Source organism: Streptomyces sp. NPDC049597, from assembly GCF_040675505.1.
Taxonomy (GTDB): domain Bacteria; phylum Actinomycetota; class Actinomycetes; order Streptomycetales; family Streptomycetaceae; genus Streptomyces.
In genome coordinates, this window is the sequence record NZ_JBFAOY010000020.1 from 80306 (window position 1) to 94981 (window position 14676).

Sequence of the window (14676 nt, forward strand, 5' to 3'; positions counted from 1 at the left end):
GTACGTCTCAGTCGTTCTTCGGATCGGCATCGCCCGCGCCGGCCGTGCGGGGGCCGTCAACGGGGGTGTTCTCGGGGGCGCTCGCGGGTGCGCTCGCGCTGTCGAGCCCGTTCTCCTTGCGGAAGGACTCGTAGATCTGCAGCAGCACCTGCTTCTGCCGCTCGTTGATCGAGGGGTCGGCAAGGATCACGGCACGCGTCTCCAGCTCGTCCCGCTCCTGCTCGTCGAGGATTCCCGCCCTGACGTAGAGGGTCTCGGCGGAGATCCGCAGGGCCTTGGCGACCTGCTGGAGCACTTCCGCGCTCGGCTTGCGCAGTCCGCGCTCGATCTGGCTCAGATACGGATTGGACACCCCGGCGGCGTCGGCGAGCTGCCGCAGCGAGAGCTGCGCACTGCGCCGCTGCTCGCGGAGGTAGTCACCGAGGTTGCCGACGTTGAGCGATGCCATGCCTCGATGGTGCCCGACGGGTGCTAACAATTGCAAGCACCTGCTTGCAAAAGTGTTTCATGCCACCCCGGGCCGAGGGCGTCGGCACACCGTCGATTCGCCCGGCGGTGCGGAACCAGGTGCTCCACGAGGTCGCGTCCAGCAGAGTGAGGGAGTGCTCCACGCGGGGCGGGACCTCGACGGGATGCGCGGCGTCGGGGCGATGCGGGGACCCGGGTCGCGTGCCCGGTTGACGCCCCGTCATGCAGCCGGTTGTCTGCTGCGATGACCGATCTCCGCATCGAGAAGGCCGACGGCGACGCCCTGCTCCGGGACTGGAGGTACGTCCACAACGTGATCATCCCGACCGCCACCCTGTCGCTCGACGAGGTGCGCGAGCGTTCCGGGCGCTATCACCTGGAGGTCGCGTACCTCGGTGACGAGCTCGTGGGCTGCTCGACGGTGCGCCCGCCCACGAGCGAGGAACCGGTGGTCACCGTGATCGCGCGCGTGCTCGCCGCCCACCGCGGGCAGGGCTTCGGCACGGAGATCTACGCACGCGGCCTGGTACGGGCGCGCGAGCTCGGCGGCGAGGCGATCGAGACGGTCGTCCTGGAATCCAACCCCGACGGCCTGCGGTTCGCCCTCGAACACGGTTTCGTCGAGATCGAGCGGTACCTGCTGCCCGGCGACACCGTGCCGTGGATCGCGCTGCGCCTGGCCGCGGAGAACTGACGCTCCCCTCGGGGCCGGCGCGTGGTCTGCGCGAAGGGCCTCTGATCAGTGTCCGCAGAAGATCCTCCCGCCCTCGTGTCACATCTGCTCCCCGCGCTCCGTCAGTGCAGTGACGGAGCACGACACGAAGAGGAGACAGCAGTCATGCAGGCACGTATGAAGAACCCCGCAGTCGTCATTCCCGAGGCCATGCAGCCCGTCCTCGACCTGCTCAAGGCCGCCCGCACGGGCGGCGTGCCGGAGACCACGCTGGAGTTGGTGCACCTGCGGGCGAGTCAGATCAACGGGTGCAGCTACTGCGTCGTCGGCGGTGCCCAGAGTGCCCGCAAGGCCGGGGAGAGCGACGAGCGGCTCTTCGCGGTGGCGGCCTGGCGCGAGGCGCCGTTCTTCACCGACGCCGAGCGGGCCGCCCTCGCGCTCACCGAGGCCGCGACCCGTCTCGCGGACAGCTCCGAGGGCGTGCCGGACGCCGTGTGGGACGAGGCCGCCAGGCACTACGACGAGCGTCAGCTCGCCTCGATCACGTTGATGATCGGCGTGACCAACCTCTTCAACCGGATCAACGCCACGACCCGCCAGGTCGCCGGCCCGACCTGGTAGCGGGGCCTGCGCCTACCGTGCGACGCGCCCCAGGAACTCCAGCACCGCGGCGTTGAAGTCCTCCGGGCGTTCCAGATTGGGCATGTGGGCGGCGCCTTCGACGATCGCCAGCGACGCGTCCGGCAGCAGGGCGTGCAGGGCACGCGCCTCTGCGACCGGCGTGTACGTGTCGTCCGCGCCGACCACCACCAGCGCGGGCACCTGGGCCGCGGCCAGCGAGGCGCGGTAGTCGGGGCGTTCGGCCCGGCCCCGCAGGGCGGCCGCGGCTCCCTGCGGGGAGGTCGCGCGCATCATCGCGAGGACGTGCCGGGCCACTTCGGGCATGCCGGTGACGTTGTACGGGGCGACCATCTTGTCGATCACCTCGTCGGCGTATCCGTCGAGCCCCTCGGCCAGCAGCCGGTCGGCCATCGCGCTGCGGAACGCCTTGCCCTCCTGCGTCTCGGCGACCGGCGAGGTGTCGGCGAGGATCAGGGCGCGCACCCGCTCGGGGAACTGCCGGTGGAACTCCATCGTGATCTGCCCGCCCATCGACAGACCGCCGATCACGGCCCGTTCGATACCGAGCCCGTCCATCAGGGCGGCGGTGTCCTGTGCGAACACGGAGAGCGGCACCGTGCCGGGGACGACGTCGCTCGTGCCGTACCCGCGCAGGTCCGCGGAGACGACGCGGTGACCGGCACGGGTGAGCACATCGGCCTGCCGGTCCCACATGCCGCGGTTGAACGGGTGCCCGTGGACGAGGACGACCGGCAGGCCGTCCGCCGGGCCGCGGTCGTCGTAACCGATCGAAATACCGTTCGACTGAAGGGAGTTCATGCGGGTGAGCCTAGCCAGCGTGTCCTGGCGCCGGACGTCTCGGCCTCCGCCCGGCGGCAGAGCCGAGGCCGGTGCGGACGCCGTGGCCGACGCCGTCGGCCATGTCACTCTCGGGACCGCGGAAGAGGTGACGGCCAGATCAGGCCGCGAACCCGCCACCCTGCACCGCGGGTGCCGTACGTGTCAGGGCCTCCTCTATACGCCGCCGGTGCGGTGTCCGCCGCACTCCGAGCGGTCGGCGCGCGGCCCGCAGGACCGTTTCGATCCCTGCGGCGGCCCGTTCCCTGCCGACCCGGTCCGGGCGGCGGGCGAAGCCCTGTGCCAGCCGGATGACATCGATGTAGACCGACTGGAGACGTTCGAAGTCGAGGTAGATCCGCAGTGCCCTGCGATACCCCAGCAGTGCCTCGGGGCGGCTGCGGGCCAGGGCGGCACCCCAGGCTTGCAGCGCCGCCCGCCGCTCCGCCCACCTGGCGTACCGCATCCGGGCAAGGTGGGAGGCGATCTCGTACACCGGGTCCCCGAACAGGGCGAGCTCCCAGTCGATCAGTGAGAGACCGCCGTCCGAGCCGACGATGAGGTTTCCGCCGTGGATGTCGGTGTGGAGGAGTACGAAAGGGCGGCGGCCGAGCCCGTCGGCGCGGTGTGCGAGCCGCTCGAAGGCGTCGTCCGGCACTTTCAGCGCGTCGAACAACGCTCCGAAGTCCTTGCCGTGCCGGCCCTTCACCTCGCTGCGGGTGAAGTCGATCAGCGCCCGGAGGAAGCCGGGGCAGTCGCCGTCCGCCGGCCACCCGTCGGGGCAGGGCGGAAGCAGCCGGGAGGGCACGGCGGTCGTCTGGCGGAACAACTCGCCGAGCGCGTCGATGTGCGCGCGGCCGAGCCGCCCGCCCCGGCCCAGCCGCTCCGACAGCGCGACCCCCTCGGTGAACGAGTGCACGGTGAAGCCCGGACGGTCGGCGAGCACGCGTGGGCTGCCCTGCACGCGCCCCTCGATCGCGAAGAGCAGCTCCTCCTCGGGCCAGATCCGCAGGTTGAACTGCCCGGCACCATGGATCGGGGCCCGCACCTTGACGAGGGTGCCGGAGGGCAGCGCGAGGGAGCGCGCCAGCGGATGCGGCAGTTCCACGCAGTAATTGCGGTGGTAGTAACCGGCCAGGGGGGTGCCCTCGCCTGCTGCTCGGTACAGCGACTCCCAGCTGTCCACGACACGTCCGGAGGCACTACGGGCTACATCGGGCATGCGGGTCCTGCGCTCTCGAGGCCGATGGCACCAACGGGCGGGCCGCGCCGGCCGCCGAACACCTTCATACCCAAGAGTAGCTGCAGCCTCAAACCACTTGCGCAGCAGGAAAGTTGAATAGCCGTCAGACAGATCCACCGGTCAGGGCGCAGCCGCCAGCAGTTCGCGCACGGAGTCGACGAGGTGTTCGGCACCCGCGTCCCGCAACGCCGCGCGCTTGGCCGCGTCCGGATGTACCCCGATGAACCGCACTCCCGCCTCGGCGGCGGCCAGCGCGTCGTTGGGCGAGTCACCGATCATCAGACCGTCGCCCGGGGTTGTGCCCGTTGCCTTGAGCAGCGCCTCCAGCGCGTACGGATGGGGCTTCATCATCTCCGGATCGTCGTGCCGGCCCACGATGCGGTGCCCGTCGCCCGGACGGCCTGGATCGGAGAAGTACCCGATGAGACCGTGCAGGACGAGATGGGTACGGATGGCGTCAGCGCAGTTGTTGGACGCGACGCCCAGCAGCTTCCCGGCCGTGACCAGGCGCTCCATGAGGGGAACGGCCCCGGGAGTGGGCACGGCGCCGGCGGCGGCCAGGGTCTCCTCCTCGGCCAGCAGCTTGCGCACGGCGAGGACCAGGCCGGACTCGTCGCCGGGGTCGGCGCGATGGGTGGCGATCAGCACTCGCAGGGGGTCGGTGACGCCCGCGTCGATACCTGCCCGGCGGAGCCCGTCAGGGCCGATGCGCTCGCACAGCCGCCGGGCGATCTCCGGAGCGCTGCGCTGCGCGAAGAGGTCGCACACCGGTCCGTCGAAGTCCAGCAGGACGAGCCGGGCACGGGAGAACAGCTCCCGCAGCCGCTTGGAGGGGGAGGAAGTGGAGGTGAGCAACACGATCAGTCGCCAAAGTCCGCATCTCGGGCCAGGAGGTCCCAGTAGGAGTCGAAGAACGCCTGCGCTGTCTCCACCTTCAGTGCCTGGTCGGGCTTGGAGTACGGAAAGAGCGTGGCACCGAGGCCGAGCGAGTTGAGGGTTGTGCCCTCCGGCTCCTCGCCCTCGGCGGTCTGCGGATCCGTTCCTTCCAGGGTGTAGTAGCCCTCGAGGAGCAGATCCTTGTTGAGCAGGTACATCTTGCTGATCGGCGTCAGGGCGACCGTCCGGATCCGGACCGAGACCTGGGGCACCAGCCGCTGTCGCCTGAGAGTACGCAATTCGTCCTTCAGCGACTCGGAACAGCGGATCAGGGTGTCGCGATGGCGCCTGCGCGGCCTGTCGTCCTCGGGGTCGTCCAGCGATGCCGGAAAGGCGAGCTTGATGCTCGGGTCCGGCACCATCAGCCGCAGCGCAATGCTCCGTGGCCGGATTTCGCCGTCATGGATCCGGGTGATCTGGGCACCCAGCTGGCGGTTCATCGTCTCCGACGTCAGCGAGAAGACATCCATGGTGATGTCGTCCGCCTCGAAAGCTGCCTGGAGGTGAGGCTGCAGCGTCTCCAGGGCCTGGCGGGGCTCGACGTGTGCCGCGGGCTGTGGAGCGGGGGGCAACCTGCCGCCGGGGACCAGGACGCGGGCCCCGCTGCCCTGCCGTGACGCGATCAGGCCCTCCTGGCGGAGTACCCGCAGCGCCTTCGTCACGGTCGCGCGGGAGACATCGAACTTCTCCATCAACTCACGCTGCGGCGGCAGCAGTTTGCCGGCTCCGTACACACCGTCCAGGATGTCGCCCCGCAACTTGCCTGCGACGTACTCGTACTTGGTGGTGTCATCGCCTGCTGTTCCCTGTACCGCCACACAACCACCGTACAACCAGACGAACCAGGTGCGTAATTGCCTTGTCACATCAGACAGATCACGACGTCCTGAGCGACGCCATTCGGCCAGCTTCCACTTGACCGCATCTTTCCAGTCAAGTAAGCGAGCAAATATTCATACAAGTTTACTGGTCGGTCAGCTCAGGGAAGACAACAACTAGGTCAACCAGAAGGATTTGTACGGCACTTGACTTCTTGACCGACTCTCACGGGGCGCCCAGCAGGTACAACGGCGTGCGGGCACCGGCGCTCCCCGCCATCGTGAAGGAGGGGACCCCCATGCCTCTGCTCGCCCTTGTACTGGCCGTCTTCGCTCTCGGCTTCGAGCAGCTGATCCAATGGCAGTTCGGCGCCATGGGCGTGGTGGGCCTGGCCATGCTGACCATCGGGGTGAAGGCCAGGAACGCGACCTGCACCGCCATCGGCTCGATCATCCTCTTGATGCTGCTGACCGGTCCGGGTCAGTGAGCCCGCCGTGGCTCCCGGCGCCTGACCGTCCCCCTCAGAAGACGTCCGGACACCACGCGCGGCGTGCCGTGCGGAACACCCTGTCCGCCAGCGCCGCCGCTCCCGGGCTGTGCTCCTCCACGCGGCCCAGCGCCGCCAGCCGCAGCGCCGAGGCGTCCCCCAGGTACAGCGCACCCAGCTCCCGTACGTCCAGCGTCAGATCGGGTGCGGACGAGGACGGGGCGCAGGCCGCCCCGTCCGGTGACGCCGTCAGGCCGAAACGGCCGCCCGCGAGACCCGAGGCGTCGACGACCTCCAGCACCAGCGACGCCGGCACCGCGTACGTCCGCGCCTCCAGCGCCCGTACGACGTCCAGCACGCGCACCCACAGGAAGTCCGCCTGTGTGACCACCCGGGCCGCCCTCGGGTCGGGCAGCAGATCCGGGAGCAGGTCGTCGGGGGCGCGCCCGCCCGAACGGACCGTGGTGACCCAGTCCACCGAGCACACGAAGTGCCACAGCGCCCGCTCCGCCGCCGGCGTCACCGCGATCAGATCCCGGACCGTGGCCGTGTTCAGCGGCTGCTTGGCGTCGCCCCACTTGTCGTCGGCCGCGTACGTCAGCAGGCCCTCCACGTCACCGGCGGCCGACCGGTACACCGCGTAGAACGGCTCCGTCCACGGGAACGCGGACGTCACCGCCTGGCCCGTGTTGACCTGCCACCACCGCTCGTCGCGGCTGACCACGCCGTGCTGCCGCGCCGCCAGCCGCCCGTGCAGTTCCGGGCCCAGCTTGCGGACGTCCGAGCCGTCGACCAGGTCGACACGGCCGCCGTCGTCCGGGCGCGACCAGCGGCCGTCCAGGCCGGCGCGCGGTACGTCGACGGACCACTCGGTGAGCGAGGAGGCGGGGCCGTAGCCGTACCGCCCGTAGATCGGGTACTCCGCGGCGATCAGCGTGGACACCGCCTCGCCGCGCTCCCTGGCCTCCGCCAGGTCGTCCGTGATCATCCGGGTGAGCAGGCCCCGGCGGCGGTGGGTCGGCGAGACGGTCACGTTGGACACGGCGCTCGCCGTGATCCGGGCGCCGCCCACGACGGTGAGTTCCTGGGCGAACGAGCGGTACGTCGCCACACAGCGGCCCTCGTCGAACGCGCCCCGGGTGCGGGTGAGATCGGTGTGCGGGAGGCGGCTCGCGACCTCCTCGTCGGTGACGACCGGCGGCCGCAGGAAGCCGGTGGCCAGCGCCCTCAGCCAGTCGGGGAACTCGGTCTCGGCGATCCGACGTGTCTCGGCACTCATGCGTCCCACGCTAGGCCGCCCGCCGAGCCCCCCGCATGCCCTTTTCGGGCGGGCGTCCGGCGCGCGCAGCGCCGCCCCCGCCCTCGGATGCCGGGACCGGCGGCCCGGGGTGGTGACGCTCCACCCGCCCTCGGATGCCGGGACCGGCGGCCCGGGGTGGTGACGCTCCACCCGCCCTCGGATGCCGGGACCGGCGGCCCGGGGTGGTGACGCTCCGCCCGCCCTCGGATGCCGGGACCCGCGGGCCCCGGGTGGTGACGCGCAGCCGCCGGGGCGCGGCGCCCGAGGACCGCCGCAGGCCGGTGTCAGGTCAGCAGGTCGTCGACCTGGGCTTCGCCCTCCCGGTACCTGCGGGTGATCTCGGCGCTGCAGTCGTCGGCGGTCCGCTGCAACTGCTGCCGGCGCCGCGAGACCTGCTGCTCGTAGGCCAGCAGCCGCCCCATCGCGGTGTGCAGTTCGTCGTCCGTGCGGGCGTCGAGGTCGGACAGGCCGACCTCGTCGAGCATGTCGGACGCGAGGCGGCGGTACTCCTCCCCGTGCGGCGTCGACAGCGTGACGTGCCGGGCGGACGAGCCCCGCCGCGACGGGGTGTCGGCGAGGATCTCGGAAAGCCGGTCGACGACCGGCGCCTCCGGGTCGGCCCTGCGCTCCAGTTCGGCACGCAGGATGTCGATCCGGCCCTGCACCAGCCGCCGCACATAGCTGAGGTCGGCCTCGTCGCGCTGCGAGTCCCGGCGCAGGGCGCGCAGCTCCGGCAGCTTCAGCGTGGCCAGATCGTGCCGGACGGGCTCGGGCAGCTCGACGCCGGTGCGCTGGTGGGGTGGCCGGGAGGCCGGGGCGGCTTCCGTCGCGGACACCGCCCGCCGGTCCGCCACGGAGACCGTCGCTGAGACCGGCGCGGAAACCGATACGGGGCCGAGCGACCGCCCGGCGCCAGATGTGCTCATGTGCGTTGACCGTCCCCTCGCAACCGGTGCATGGGCCCTTTCCCGGCGCGGAGGGCCCGGGGATGCACCGCCTGCGTGCATCGTGCCATCCCGATACGTCCCGTCGCAGGCGGTCTGCACCTGTTCGGCCCCGAATGGCGGCCAGGTAGTTTTCTCAGCATGCGTGCAGTGGTGCAGAGAGTGGACGGCGCGAGCGTCGTGGTGCCCGGTGAGTCGGGGCCCGAGACGGTCGGCGAGATCGTCGGCGAGGGGCTGTGTGTGCTGGTGGGGGTCACTCACGAGGACACCAAGGAGAAGGCGGCCCAACTGGCCCGCAAGCTCTGGTCCGTACGGTTGCTGGAGGGCGAGAAGTCCTGCTCGGACACGGGGGCGCCGCTGCTGGTGATCTCGCAGTTCACCCTCTACGGGGACGCCCGCAAGGGCCGCCGCCCCACCTGGAACGCGGCGGCGCCGGGCCCCGTCGCCGAACCGCTGGTCGACGAGGTCGTCGCCCAGCTGCGGGCGCTGGGCGCGCACGTGGAGACGGGCCGGTTCGGAGCGCAGATGCGTGTCTCGCTGACGAACAACGGCCCGTTCACGATCGTCGTCGAGGTGTAGCGGGCGGGCCTACGGCTCGACGACCGTCTCCTGGGCGGCGGCCGTGTCGCCGGCCATCAGCTCCGCGTCCACCGGTACGTTCCGCTTCACCAGCGCGAGCGCGATCGGCCCCAGCTCGTGGTGGCGGCCGGACGTGGTGACGAAGCCCAGCTGGCGGCCCTCGTCGCCCTCCGCGGCCAGCCGCACCGGCGTGCCGGGGGCCGGCAGGTGCACCTCGCTGCCGTCCAGGTGGAGGAAGACCAGCCGGCGCGGCGGTTTCCCCAGGTTGTGGACACGCGCCACCGTCTCCTGGCCGCGGTAGCAGCCCTTCTGCAGATGGACCGCGCTGCCGATCCAGCCCAGCTCGTGCGGGATGGTGCGGTGGTCGGTCTCGAAACCGAGCCGCGGCCGGTGCTGCTCGATCCGCAGCGCCTCGTACGCGAGGATCCCGGCCACCGGACCGTGCTGCGCCGCGTAGGCCTCCAGGTCCGCGCGCGGCAGGAAGAGGTCGCGGCCGTACGCGGTCTCCCGGACGACCACGCCGTCCGGCACCTCGGCTATCGAACCGGCCGGCAGGTGGACGACGGCGAACTCGTCGGTGCGGTCGGCGACCTCGACCCGGTAGAAGAACTTCATCGACTCCAGGTAGGCGATCAGCGACTCCTGGGTGCCCGGCTCCACATGGGCCCACACCGTCTCGCCGTCGTCGACGAGGTACAGGGCGTGCTCGATGTGGCCGTGCGCGGAGAGGATCAGCGCCTCGGTGGCCTGCCCGGCCGGCAGCTCGCTCACGTGCTGCGTGAGCAGCAGGTGCAGCCAGCTCAGCCGGTCGTCGCCGGTGACGGTGACGACGCCGCGGTGCGAGAGGTCGACGAGACCCTTGCCGTCGGCGAGTGCGCGCTGCTCACGGAACAGGTCGCCGTAGTGCGCGGCGACCCCTTCGTCGCGCCCCTCGGCGGGGACCGCGCCGGGCAGGGACAGGAGAGGGCTCTTCATACGAGCAAGACTACGACTCGGCGGACGGCGTCCCACCGGACGCCTTGGCCTGCGCCTTGGCCTGCGCCTTCGCCGTGCAGTCCGCGCACCGGCCGAAGATCGCGAAGTGCTTCATGTCCGTGTCGAAGCCGAACGTCGCGCGCAGCTTGGCGGTGAAGTCGGCGGCCACCTCGACGTCCGCCTCGATCACGTCCCCGCAGTCCCGGCACACCAGATGCAGGTGGTGGTGGCGGTCCGCGAGGTGGTAGGTGGGGGCGCCGTGCCCGAGATGGGCGTGTGAGACCAGGCCCAGCTCCTCCAGCAGCTCCAGCGTCCGGTAGACCGTGGAGATGTTCACCCCGGACGCCGTCTTGCGCACCTCGCCCAGGATGTCGTCCGGGGTGGCGTGCTCGAGGGTTTCCACGGCCTCCAGGACAAGCTGGCGCTGCGGGGTCAGCCGGTAGCCGCGCTGCCGCAGATCGCTCTTCCAGTCGGTGCTCACCACAGCCCCCAGTCTAGGCAGCGGCACGCCGCCCGGCCCCGGCCGGGCGCATGGAAACCGCCCAGCGGCAGGACCGTGACGGCCCCTGCCCTGGTCGGCCACGGATCCGGCCGTACCCCTGGCCCGAAGGCCCTGCCTACTTGAAGAACGCGATGCCGTCGTCGGGCAGGTCGCCGAGGTCCTTGGCCCAGGACTCGACCTGCTCCGGGGTGACGACCTTCTTCAGGTGCGCCGACATGTACGGCCGCAGCGGGACCTCGGGGGTGGCCTTCTCGCCCACCCACATCAGGTCGCTCTTCACATAGCCGTAGAGCCGCTTGCCGCCGCTGTACGCGCCCGAGGCCGCGGTGCGCGCGACGGCGTCCGTCACCAGGTCGATCTGCGGCTTCTGGTCGGCGAGCTCGCCGTACCAGATCTCCACGATGCCCTGGTCGCGGACCATGACGACCTCGACCTTGCGGTCCTTGTCGACGCGCCAGTAGCCGCTCTCGCTCTCCAGCGGCTTGACCTTGTTGCCCTCGCCGTCGAGGACCCACGAGTGCGAGACGTACTCGATGAAGTCGCGGCCGTCATGGCTGAAGGTCACGGACTGGCCGAAGTTGCACTTCTCGGCACCGGGGAAGTCCGATACGCCCGCGCCCTCCCACGTGCCGAGGAGGAACGCGAGGGGGACGAGGTCCGGGTTCAGGTCGGACGGGATCTCGATCATGAGCAGCTCTGTGGGTCGGTGACGGTACGGGAGGTCAGCGCTGGCCCTGGTACAGCTTCTTCACAGCCAGACCGGTGAAGGCGAGGACGCCGACGCAGACCAGGACCAGCAGGGCTTCGAAGAAAACGATCACGGAGTGCTCCTCGAATGAGCGGTGAAGGCGGAACGGGCCGGAGTCCAGCTTAGTAGGCCGGGACCGGGCGGGTTCTGTGAGGTCCGCGTCCGGGAGCGGGTTCGGCCGTGGCCGACGCGTTTCGGCAGCGATCGACGCGCTTCCCAGCGGCCGCCGGATCCGTGGGCGGGTCGGCCGGGGCGGGGGCCGAGGTGTGCCGGCCGGGGGTTGTGGCGGGGAGCATTACAGTTCCGCATATGGCGAAGAAGCTCGTGATCAAGGTGACCGCAGGTGCCGACGCACCCGAACGCTGCTCCCAGGCCTTCACCGTGGCGGCCGTCGCCGTGGCCAGCGGGGTCGAGGTCTCGCTCTGGCTGACCGGCGAGTCCTCGTGGTTCGCCCTGCCCGGGCGTGCGGCCGAGTTCGAGCTGCCGCACGCCGCGCCGCTGCCCGATCTGCTCGAGTCGATCCTGGCCGGCGGGCGCGTCACCCTGTGCACCCAGTGCGCGGCCCGGCGCGAGATCACGGAGAAGGACGTGCTGGAGGGCGTGCGGATCGCGGGCGCCCAGGTCTTCGTCAGCGAGGCCGTCCAGGACGACGTGCAGGCCCTCGTCTACTGACGCGGCCTGCGCTTTCCGTCGATCTCGTCCCACCACTCGTCGGACTGCGGGTCCCCGGACGGGTCGTCCCACCAGCGGTCGTCCGGGCCCCGCCGGTTGGCGATCATCGCCGCGACCGGCGGGATGACCATGGCGACGAGGCACATGCCGACGGCCACCGGGACCGACCACAGCCGCACGACGGCCCAGGCGGAGACGAACAGGACGAGGCATCCGCCCATCATCAGCAAGTAGTTGCGACGCCGCCGCGCGTACATGTCTTCAGCGTACGACCGAAGGGCCGCACCTCGTTCCCGGTAAGCGTCCAACCCCCAGGAGGTGCGGCCCTTCGGCCGGTCAGTCGGCGATCAGACGGCGATCGCGACCTCGGAGAGTCCGCCCGTCTGGGCGACGACGGTGCGGTCCGCCGTGGCGCCCGGGACCAGGGCGCGCACGGTCCACGTGCCCTCGGCCGCGTAGAAACGGAACTGTCCGGTCGCCGAGGTCGGGACCTCGGCGGTGAACTCGCCGGTCGAGTCCAGCAGGCGCACGTAGCCGGTGACCGGCTCGCCGTTGCGGGTCACCTGGCCCTGGATGGTGGTCTCACCGGGCTTGATCGTCGAGGCGTCGGGGCCGCCGGCCTTCGCTCCACACATGTCTTTCGTCCTTCTTATGGGTCGGGTCGGGGCGGATTACTTGTTGGCGCCGAGCTCGATCGGCACGCCGACGAGGGAGCCGTACTCGGTCCAGGAGCCGTCGTAGTTCTTGACGTTCTCGACACCGAGCAGCTCGTGCAGCACGAACCAGGTCAGCGCGGAACGCTCACCGATACGGCAGTACGCGATGGTGTCCTTCGCCAGGTCGACCTGCTCGTCGGCGTAGAGCTCGCGGAGCTCCTCGTCCGACTTGAAGGTGCCGTCGTCGTTGGCGTTCTTGGACCACGGGATGTTGCGGGCGCTCGGCACGTGGCCGGGGCGCTGCGACTGCTCCTGCGGCAGGTGCGCCGGGGCGAGCAGCTTGCCGCTGAACTCGTCGGGCGACCGCACGTCGACCAGGTTCTGGCTGCCGATCGCGGCGACGACGTCGTCGCGGAAGGCGCGGATGGACGTGTCCTGCGGCTGGGCCTTGTACTCGGTGGCCGGACGGTCGGGCACCTGGGCGCCGTCGACCAGGTCGCGGGAGTCGAGCTCCCACTTCTTGCGGCCGCCGTCGAGGAGACGGACGTCGCTGTGGCCGTAGAGCTTGAAGTACCAGAAGGCGTAGGAGGCGAACCAGTTGTTGTTGCCGCCGTAGAGGACGACCGTGGAGTCGTTCGCGATCCCCTTCGCCGACAGGAGCTTCTCGAAGCCCTCCTGGTCGATGAAGTCACGGCGGACCGGGTCCTGCAGGTCCTTGGTCCAGTCGATGCGGACCGCGTTCTTGATGTGGTTCTTGTCGTAGGCCGAGGTGTCCTCGTCGACCTCGACGATGACGACCTTCGGGTCGTCGATGTGGGCCTCGACCCAGTCGGCGTCTACCAGGACGTCGCTGCGGCTCATGCTTCTTCTCCTCCGGGGCAGTGTGCGGCGGTGGTGCGCGAGGGGTTGTGCGCGAGAGGGTGTGCGGGTGCGCGGAAGGCGCATGGCGCACGGTGGCGGCCCCGACAGAGGTCGAAGGGCCTGAGGAATACGGGAGTCGGGGCCCGCTCAGACAGGGCGACAGAGCATGGCGGCGACGCGGCACAGGTCTACTGCCCGCCGCTTCGTGAGATCCGCCTGTCGCTGCTTCATGGAACCGATCGTAGGGACGAGTCGGCTGCCATGTCACCGGTGTGTCGGATAATGAGACGCGATCATCCACTATGCGGGACGAAAGACTCCCGGGGGACACACGGCCGTGCCGTCGCCGAGGACGGCGGACCGGCCTCTCCTGCCCCTCGGACGCAGCCGTCTCACCATGCGGCCGCCGACCCGTCCGGCGCGTTCTCTCCGGCCTCTTCGTGCCGGTCTCAGCCGGTCAGCGCGACGTCCGTGCCGGTGCCCGAGAACCGCAGTCCCTCGTCGGTCACCTCGACCTTGTCCAGGGTGATGCTCGACGGCAGCCCGTCGATCTTCAGGTCGTAGTCCACGGCGTCGCGCAGCTTGGCGTCGAGTCCCGGCAGGGGCAGCCGCGGAAGCTCCTCCGCCTTCAGCCGCACCGTCGTCCCGTCGCTCAAGCCGACCGTGCTGAACGTGCTGACCTGGCGGTCGCCGAGCAGCGCCTTCAGCGTGGCGGGCACCGGGACGCCCGCGCCCTCCAGCAGCCCGGTCAGCGGACCGGTCACCTTGACCTGCCCCTTCGCGGCCCGCTCGGGACCGGCGTATCCGACGGTGGCGCCTCTGGGGGCCGCCTCGGTCAGGTCCGCGTACGAGATGTTGGCCGACCCGTCGGCCCGGCCGGCGACGACGGAGGAGAAGCTCCCGTCGACACGCACCTGGCGCAACTCGGCCTTCACCTCGGTGACGTTGACCTCGCGCCCGCCCGCGGTGGCGGTGACGCCCGAGAGGCTCACGTCGACCTCGTCCAGCTCCCTGGCCAGCACCTGGGTGAGGAACGGGAAGCCGCCGATGGACACCTCGGGGGTCTCGGACAGCCCCTGACTGCTCTTGATCCTGTCCGCCGCCTCGGACTCGGCCAGGTTGACCGCCAGCCGGTCGGCGGCGACGAAGAGGCCGCCGAGGATCACGCCGACGATCAGCAGTATCCGCAGTGCACGCATTGCTCGGAGTCCCCCACCCTGTCCTGACGCTGTCCTTCTCGCCCGCGGCCGCCCGCGGGCGTGAATGGTCCGGACGACGCCGTCTGCTCAATGATCGACGTCCGGGACCCGGCATTGGTTCCGCAGGGGCCCGCGTCGCGCACGGGCGCCGGCGGG

General features: G+C 70.7%; 20 protein-coding genes. 5 read left to right on the forward strand and 15 right to left on the reverse strand.

Translation table 11 applies throughout. The annotated features are described in order from the left end of the window. Positions 1 to 7: 7 nt before the first annotated feature. Positions 8 to 448: a helix-turn-helix transcriptional regulator gene (locus AB0K02_RS22410; RefSeq protein WP_365994257.1), complete on the reverse strand. Its 441-nt coding sequence runs from the start codon at positions 446 to 448 to the stop codon at positions 8 to 10. Positions 449 to 712: 264 nt separating this feature from the next. Between AB0K02_RS22410 and AB0K02_RS22415 the strand changes: the two genes are divergently transcribed. Both AB0K02_RS22415 and AB0K02_RS22420 read left to right on the forward strand, forming a co-directional pair. Next, positions 713 to 1162, forward strand: a complete 450-nt coding sequence (locus AB0K02_RS22415; RefSeq protein ID WP_365994258.1) for a GNAT family N-acetyltransferase — start codon at positions 713 to 715, stop codon at positions 1160 to 1162. 144 nt (positions 1163 to 1306) lie between these two features. Further along, positions 1307 to 1762 (forward strand): carboxymuconolactone decarboxylase family protein, encoded by a 456-nt coding sequence (locus AB0K02_RS22420; RefSeq protein ID WP_365994259.1) that lies wholly within the window; start codon positions 1307 to 1309, stop codon positions 1760 to 1762. Positions 1763 to 1774: 12 nt separating this feature from the next. Here the strand turns inward: AB0K02_RS22420 and AB0K02_RS22425 are convergent, their stop codons facing one another. The 4 genes from AB0K02_RS22425 to AB0K02_RS22440 all read right to left on the reverse strand — a co-directional run bounded on the left by AB0K02_RS22425 (position 1775) and on the right by AB0K02_RS22440 (position 5596). Continuing rightward, a complete protein-coding gene (locus tag AB0K02_RS22425; protein WP_365994260.1) occupies positions 1775 to 2581 on the reverse strand; it encodes an alpha/beta hydrolase in 807 nt (268 codons plus the stop codon). Positions 2582 to 2720: 139 nt separating this feature from the next. Continuing rightward, a complete protein-coding gene (locus AB0K02_RS22430) occupies positions 2721 to 3821 on the reverse strand; it encodes an aminoglycoside phosphotransferase family protein (protein WP_365994261.1) in 1101 nt (366 codons plus the stop codon). A gap of 141 nt (positions 3822 to 3962) precedes the next feature. Then, the gene (locus AB0K02_RS22435; RefSeq protein WP_365994262.1) at positions 3963 to 4697 is read right to left on the reverse strand and encodes an HAD family hydrolase; all 735 of its coding nucleotides are present in this window, start codon (positions 4695 to 4697) and stop codon (positions 3963 to 3965) included. A 5-nt stretch (positions 4698 to 4702) separates the two neighbouring features. After that, on the reverse strand, positions 4703 to 5596 hold the full coding sequence (locus AB0K02_RS22440; protein WP_365994263.1) for a winged helix-turn-helix domain-containing protein: 894 nt from the start codon (positions 5594 to 5596) through the stop codon (positions 4703 to 4705). Positions 5597 to 5895: 299 nt separating this feature from the next. Here AB0K02_RS22440 and AB0K02_RS22445 point away from each other — a divergent pair, with 299 nt between their 5' ends. After that, the gene (locus AB0K02_RS22445; protein ID WP_365994264.1) at positions 5896 to 6084 is read left to right on the forward strand and encodes a hypothetical protein; all 189 of its coding nucleotides are present in this window, start codon (positions 5896 to 5898) and stop codon (positions 6082 to 6084) included. 34 nt (positions 6085 to 6118) lie between these two features. On the opposite strand, the gene AB0K02_RS22450 is transcribed toward AB0K02_RS22445, so the two are convergent. Next, complete coding sequence (locus tag AB0K02_RS22450) at positions 6119 to 7363, reverse strand: GNAT family N-acetyltransferase (RefSeq protein WP_365994265.1); 1245 nt, start codon at positions 7361 to 7363, stop codon at positions 6119 to 6121. A gap of 305 nt (positions 7364 to 7668) precedes the next feature. Next, the gene (locus AB0K02_RS22455; protein ID WP_365994266.1) at positions 7669 to 8310 is read right to left on the reverse strand and encodes an AmfC protein; all 642 of its coding nucleotides are present in this window, start codon (positions 8308 to 8310) and stop codon (positions 7669 to 7671) included. Positions 8311 to 8469: 159 nt separating this feature from the next. Between AB0K02_RS22455 and dtd the strand changes: the two genes are divergently transcribed. Next, entirely contained in the window at positions 8470 to 8907 is a 438-nt protein-coding gene (gene dtd / locus AB0K02_RS22460) for a D-aminoacyl-tRNA deacylase (protein ID WP_365994267.1), read from the forward strand. A 9-nt stretch (positions 8908 to 8916) separates the two neighbouring features. Here the strand turns inward: dtd and AB0K02_RS22465 are convergent, their stop codons facing one another. The 3 genes from AB0K02_RS22465 to AB0K02_RS22475 form a co-directional block, all read right to left on the reverse strand. Beyond that, positions 8917 to 9882: a folate-binding protein gene (locus AB0K02_RS22465; RefSeq protein ID WP_365994268.1), complete on the reverse strand. Its 966-nt coding sequence runs from the start codon at positions 9880 to 9882 to the stop codon at positions 8917 to 8919. A 10-nt stretch (positions 9883 to 9892) separates the two neighbouring features. After that, positions 9893 to 10366 (reverse strand): transcriptional repressor, encoded by a 474-nt coding sequence (locus tag AB0K02_RS22470; protein ID WP_365994269.1) that lies wholly within the window; start codon positions 10364 to 10366, stop codon positions 9893 to 9895. A gap of 133 nt (positions 10367 to 10499) precedes the next feature. Beyond that, entirely contained in the window at positions 10500 to 11072 is a 573-nt protein-coding gene (locus tag AB0K02_RS22475) for an FABP family protein (RefSeq protein WP_365994270.1), read from the reverse strand. 369 nt (positions 11073 to 11441) lie between these two features. On the opposite strand from AB0K02_RS22475, the gene AB0K02_RS22480 reads away from it, so the two are divergent. Beyond that, on the forward strand, positions 11442 to 11804 hold the full coding sequence (locus tag AB0K02_RS22480) for a DsrE family protein (protein WP_365994271.1): 363 nt from the start codon (positions 11442 to 11444) through the stop codon (positions 11802 to 11804). On the opposite strand, the gene AB0K02_RS22485 is transcribed toward AB0K02_RS22480, so the two are convergent. The 5 genes from AB0K02_RS22485 to AB0K02_RS22505 all read right to left on the reverse strand — a co-directional run bounded on the left by AB0K02_RS22485 (position 11798) and on the right by AB0K02_RS22505 (position 14520). Continuing rightward, a complete protein-coding gene (locus AB0K02_RS22485; RefSeq protein ID WP_365994272.1) occupies positions 11798 to 12112 on the reverse strand; it encodes a DUF3099 domain-containing protein in 315 nt (104 codons plus the stop codon). The genes AB0K02_RS22480 and AB0K02_RS22485 overlap by 7 nt on opposite strands. Before the next feature lie 39 nt (positions 12113 to 12151). Beyond that, positions 12152 to 12439, reverse strand: coding sequence for a DUF1416 domain-containing protein (locus AB0K02_RS22490; RefSeq protein ID WP_365994273.1), 288 nt, complete (start codon positions 12437 to 12439; stop codon positions 12152 to 12154). A 36-nt stretch (positions 12440 to 12475) separates the two neighbouring features. Continuing rightward, positions 12476 to 13321 carry a sulfurtransferase gene (locus AB0K02_RS22495; RefSeq protein WP_365994274.1) on the reverse strand — a complete coding sequence of 282 codons (846 nt, stop codon included), beginning with the start codon at positions 13319 to 13321 and terminating at the stop codon, positions 12476 to 12478. Positions 13322 to 13468: 147 nt separating this feature from the next. Next, complete coding sequence (locus AB0K02_RS22500; RefSeq protein WP_353850233.1) at positions 13469 to 13552, reverse strand: Ms5788A family Cys-rich leader peptide; 84 nt, start codon at positions 13550 to 13552, stop codon at positions 13469 to 13471. Between the two features lie 218 nt (positions 13553 to 13770). After that, on the reverse strand, positions 13771 to 14520 hold the full coding sequence (locus tag AB0K02_RS22505; protein WP_365994275.1) for a DUF2993 domain-containing protein: 750 nt from the start codon (positions 14518 to 14520) through the stop codon (positions 13771 to 13773). Positions 14521 to 14676: the final 156 nt, after the last annotated feature.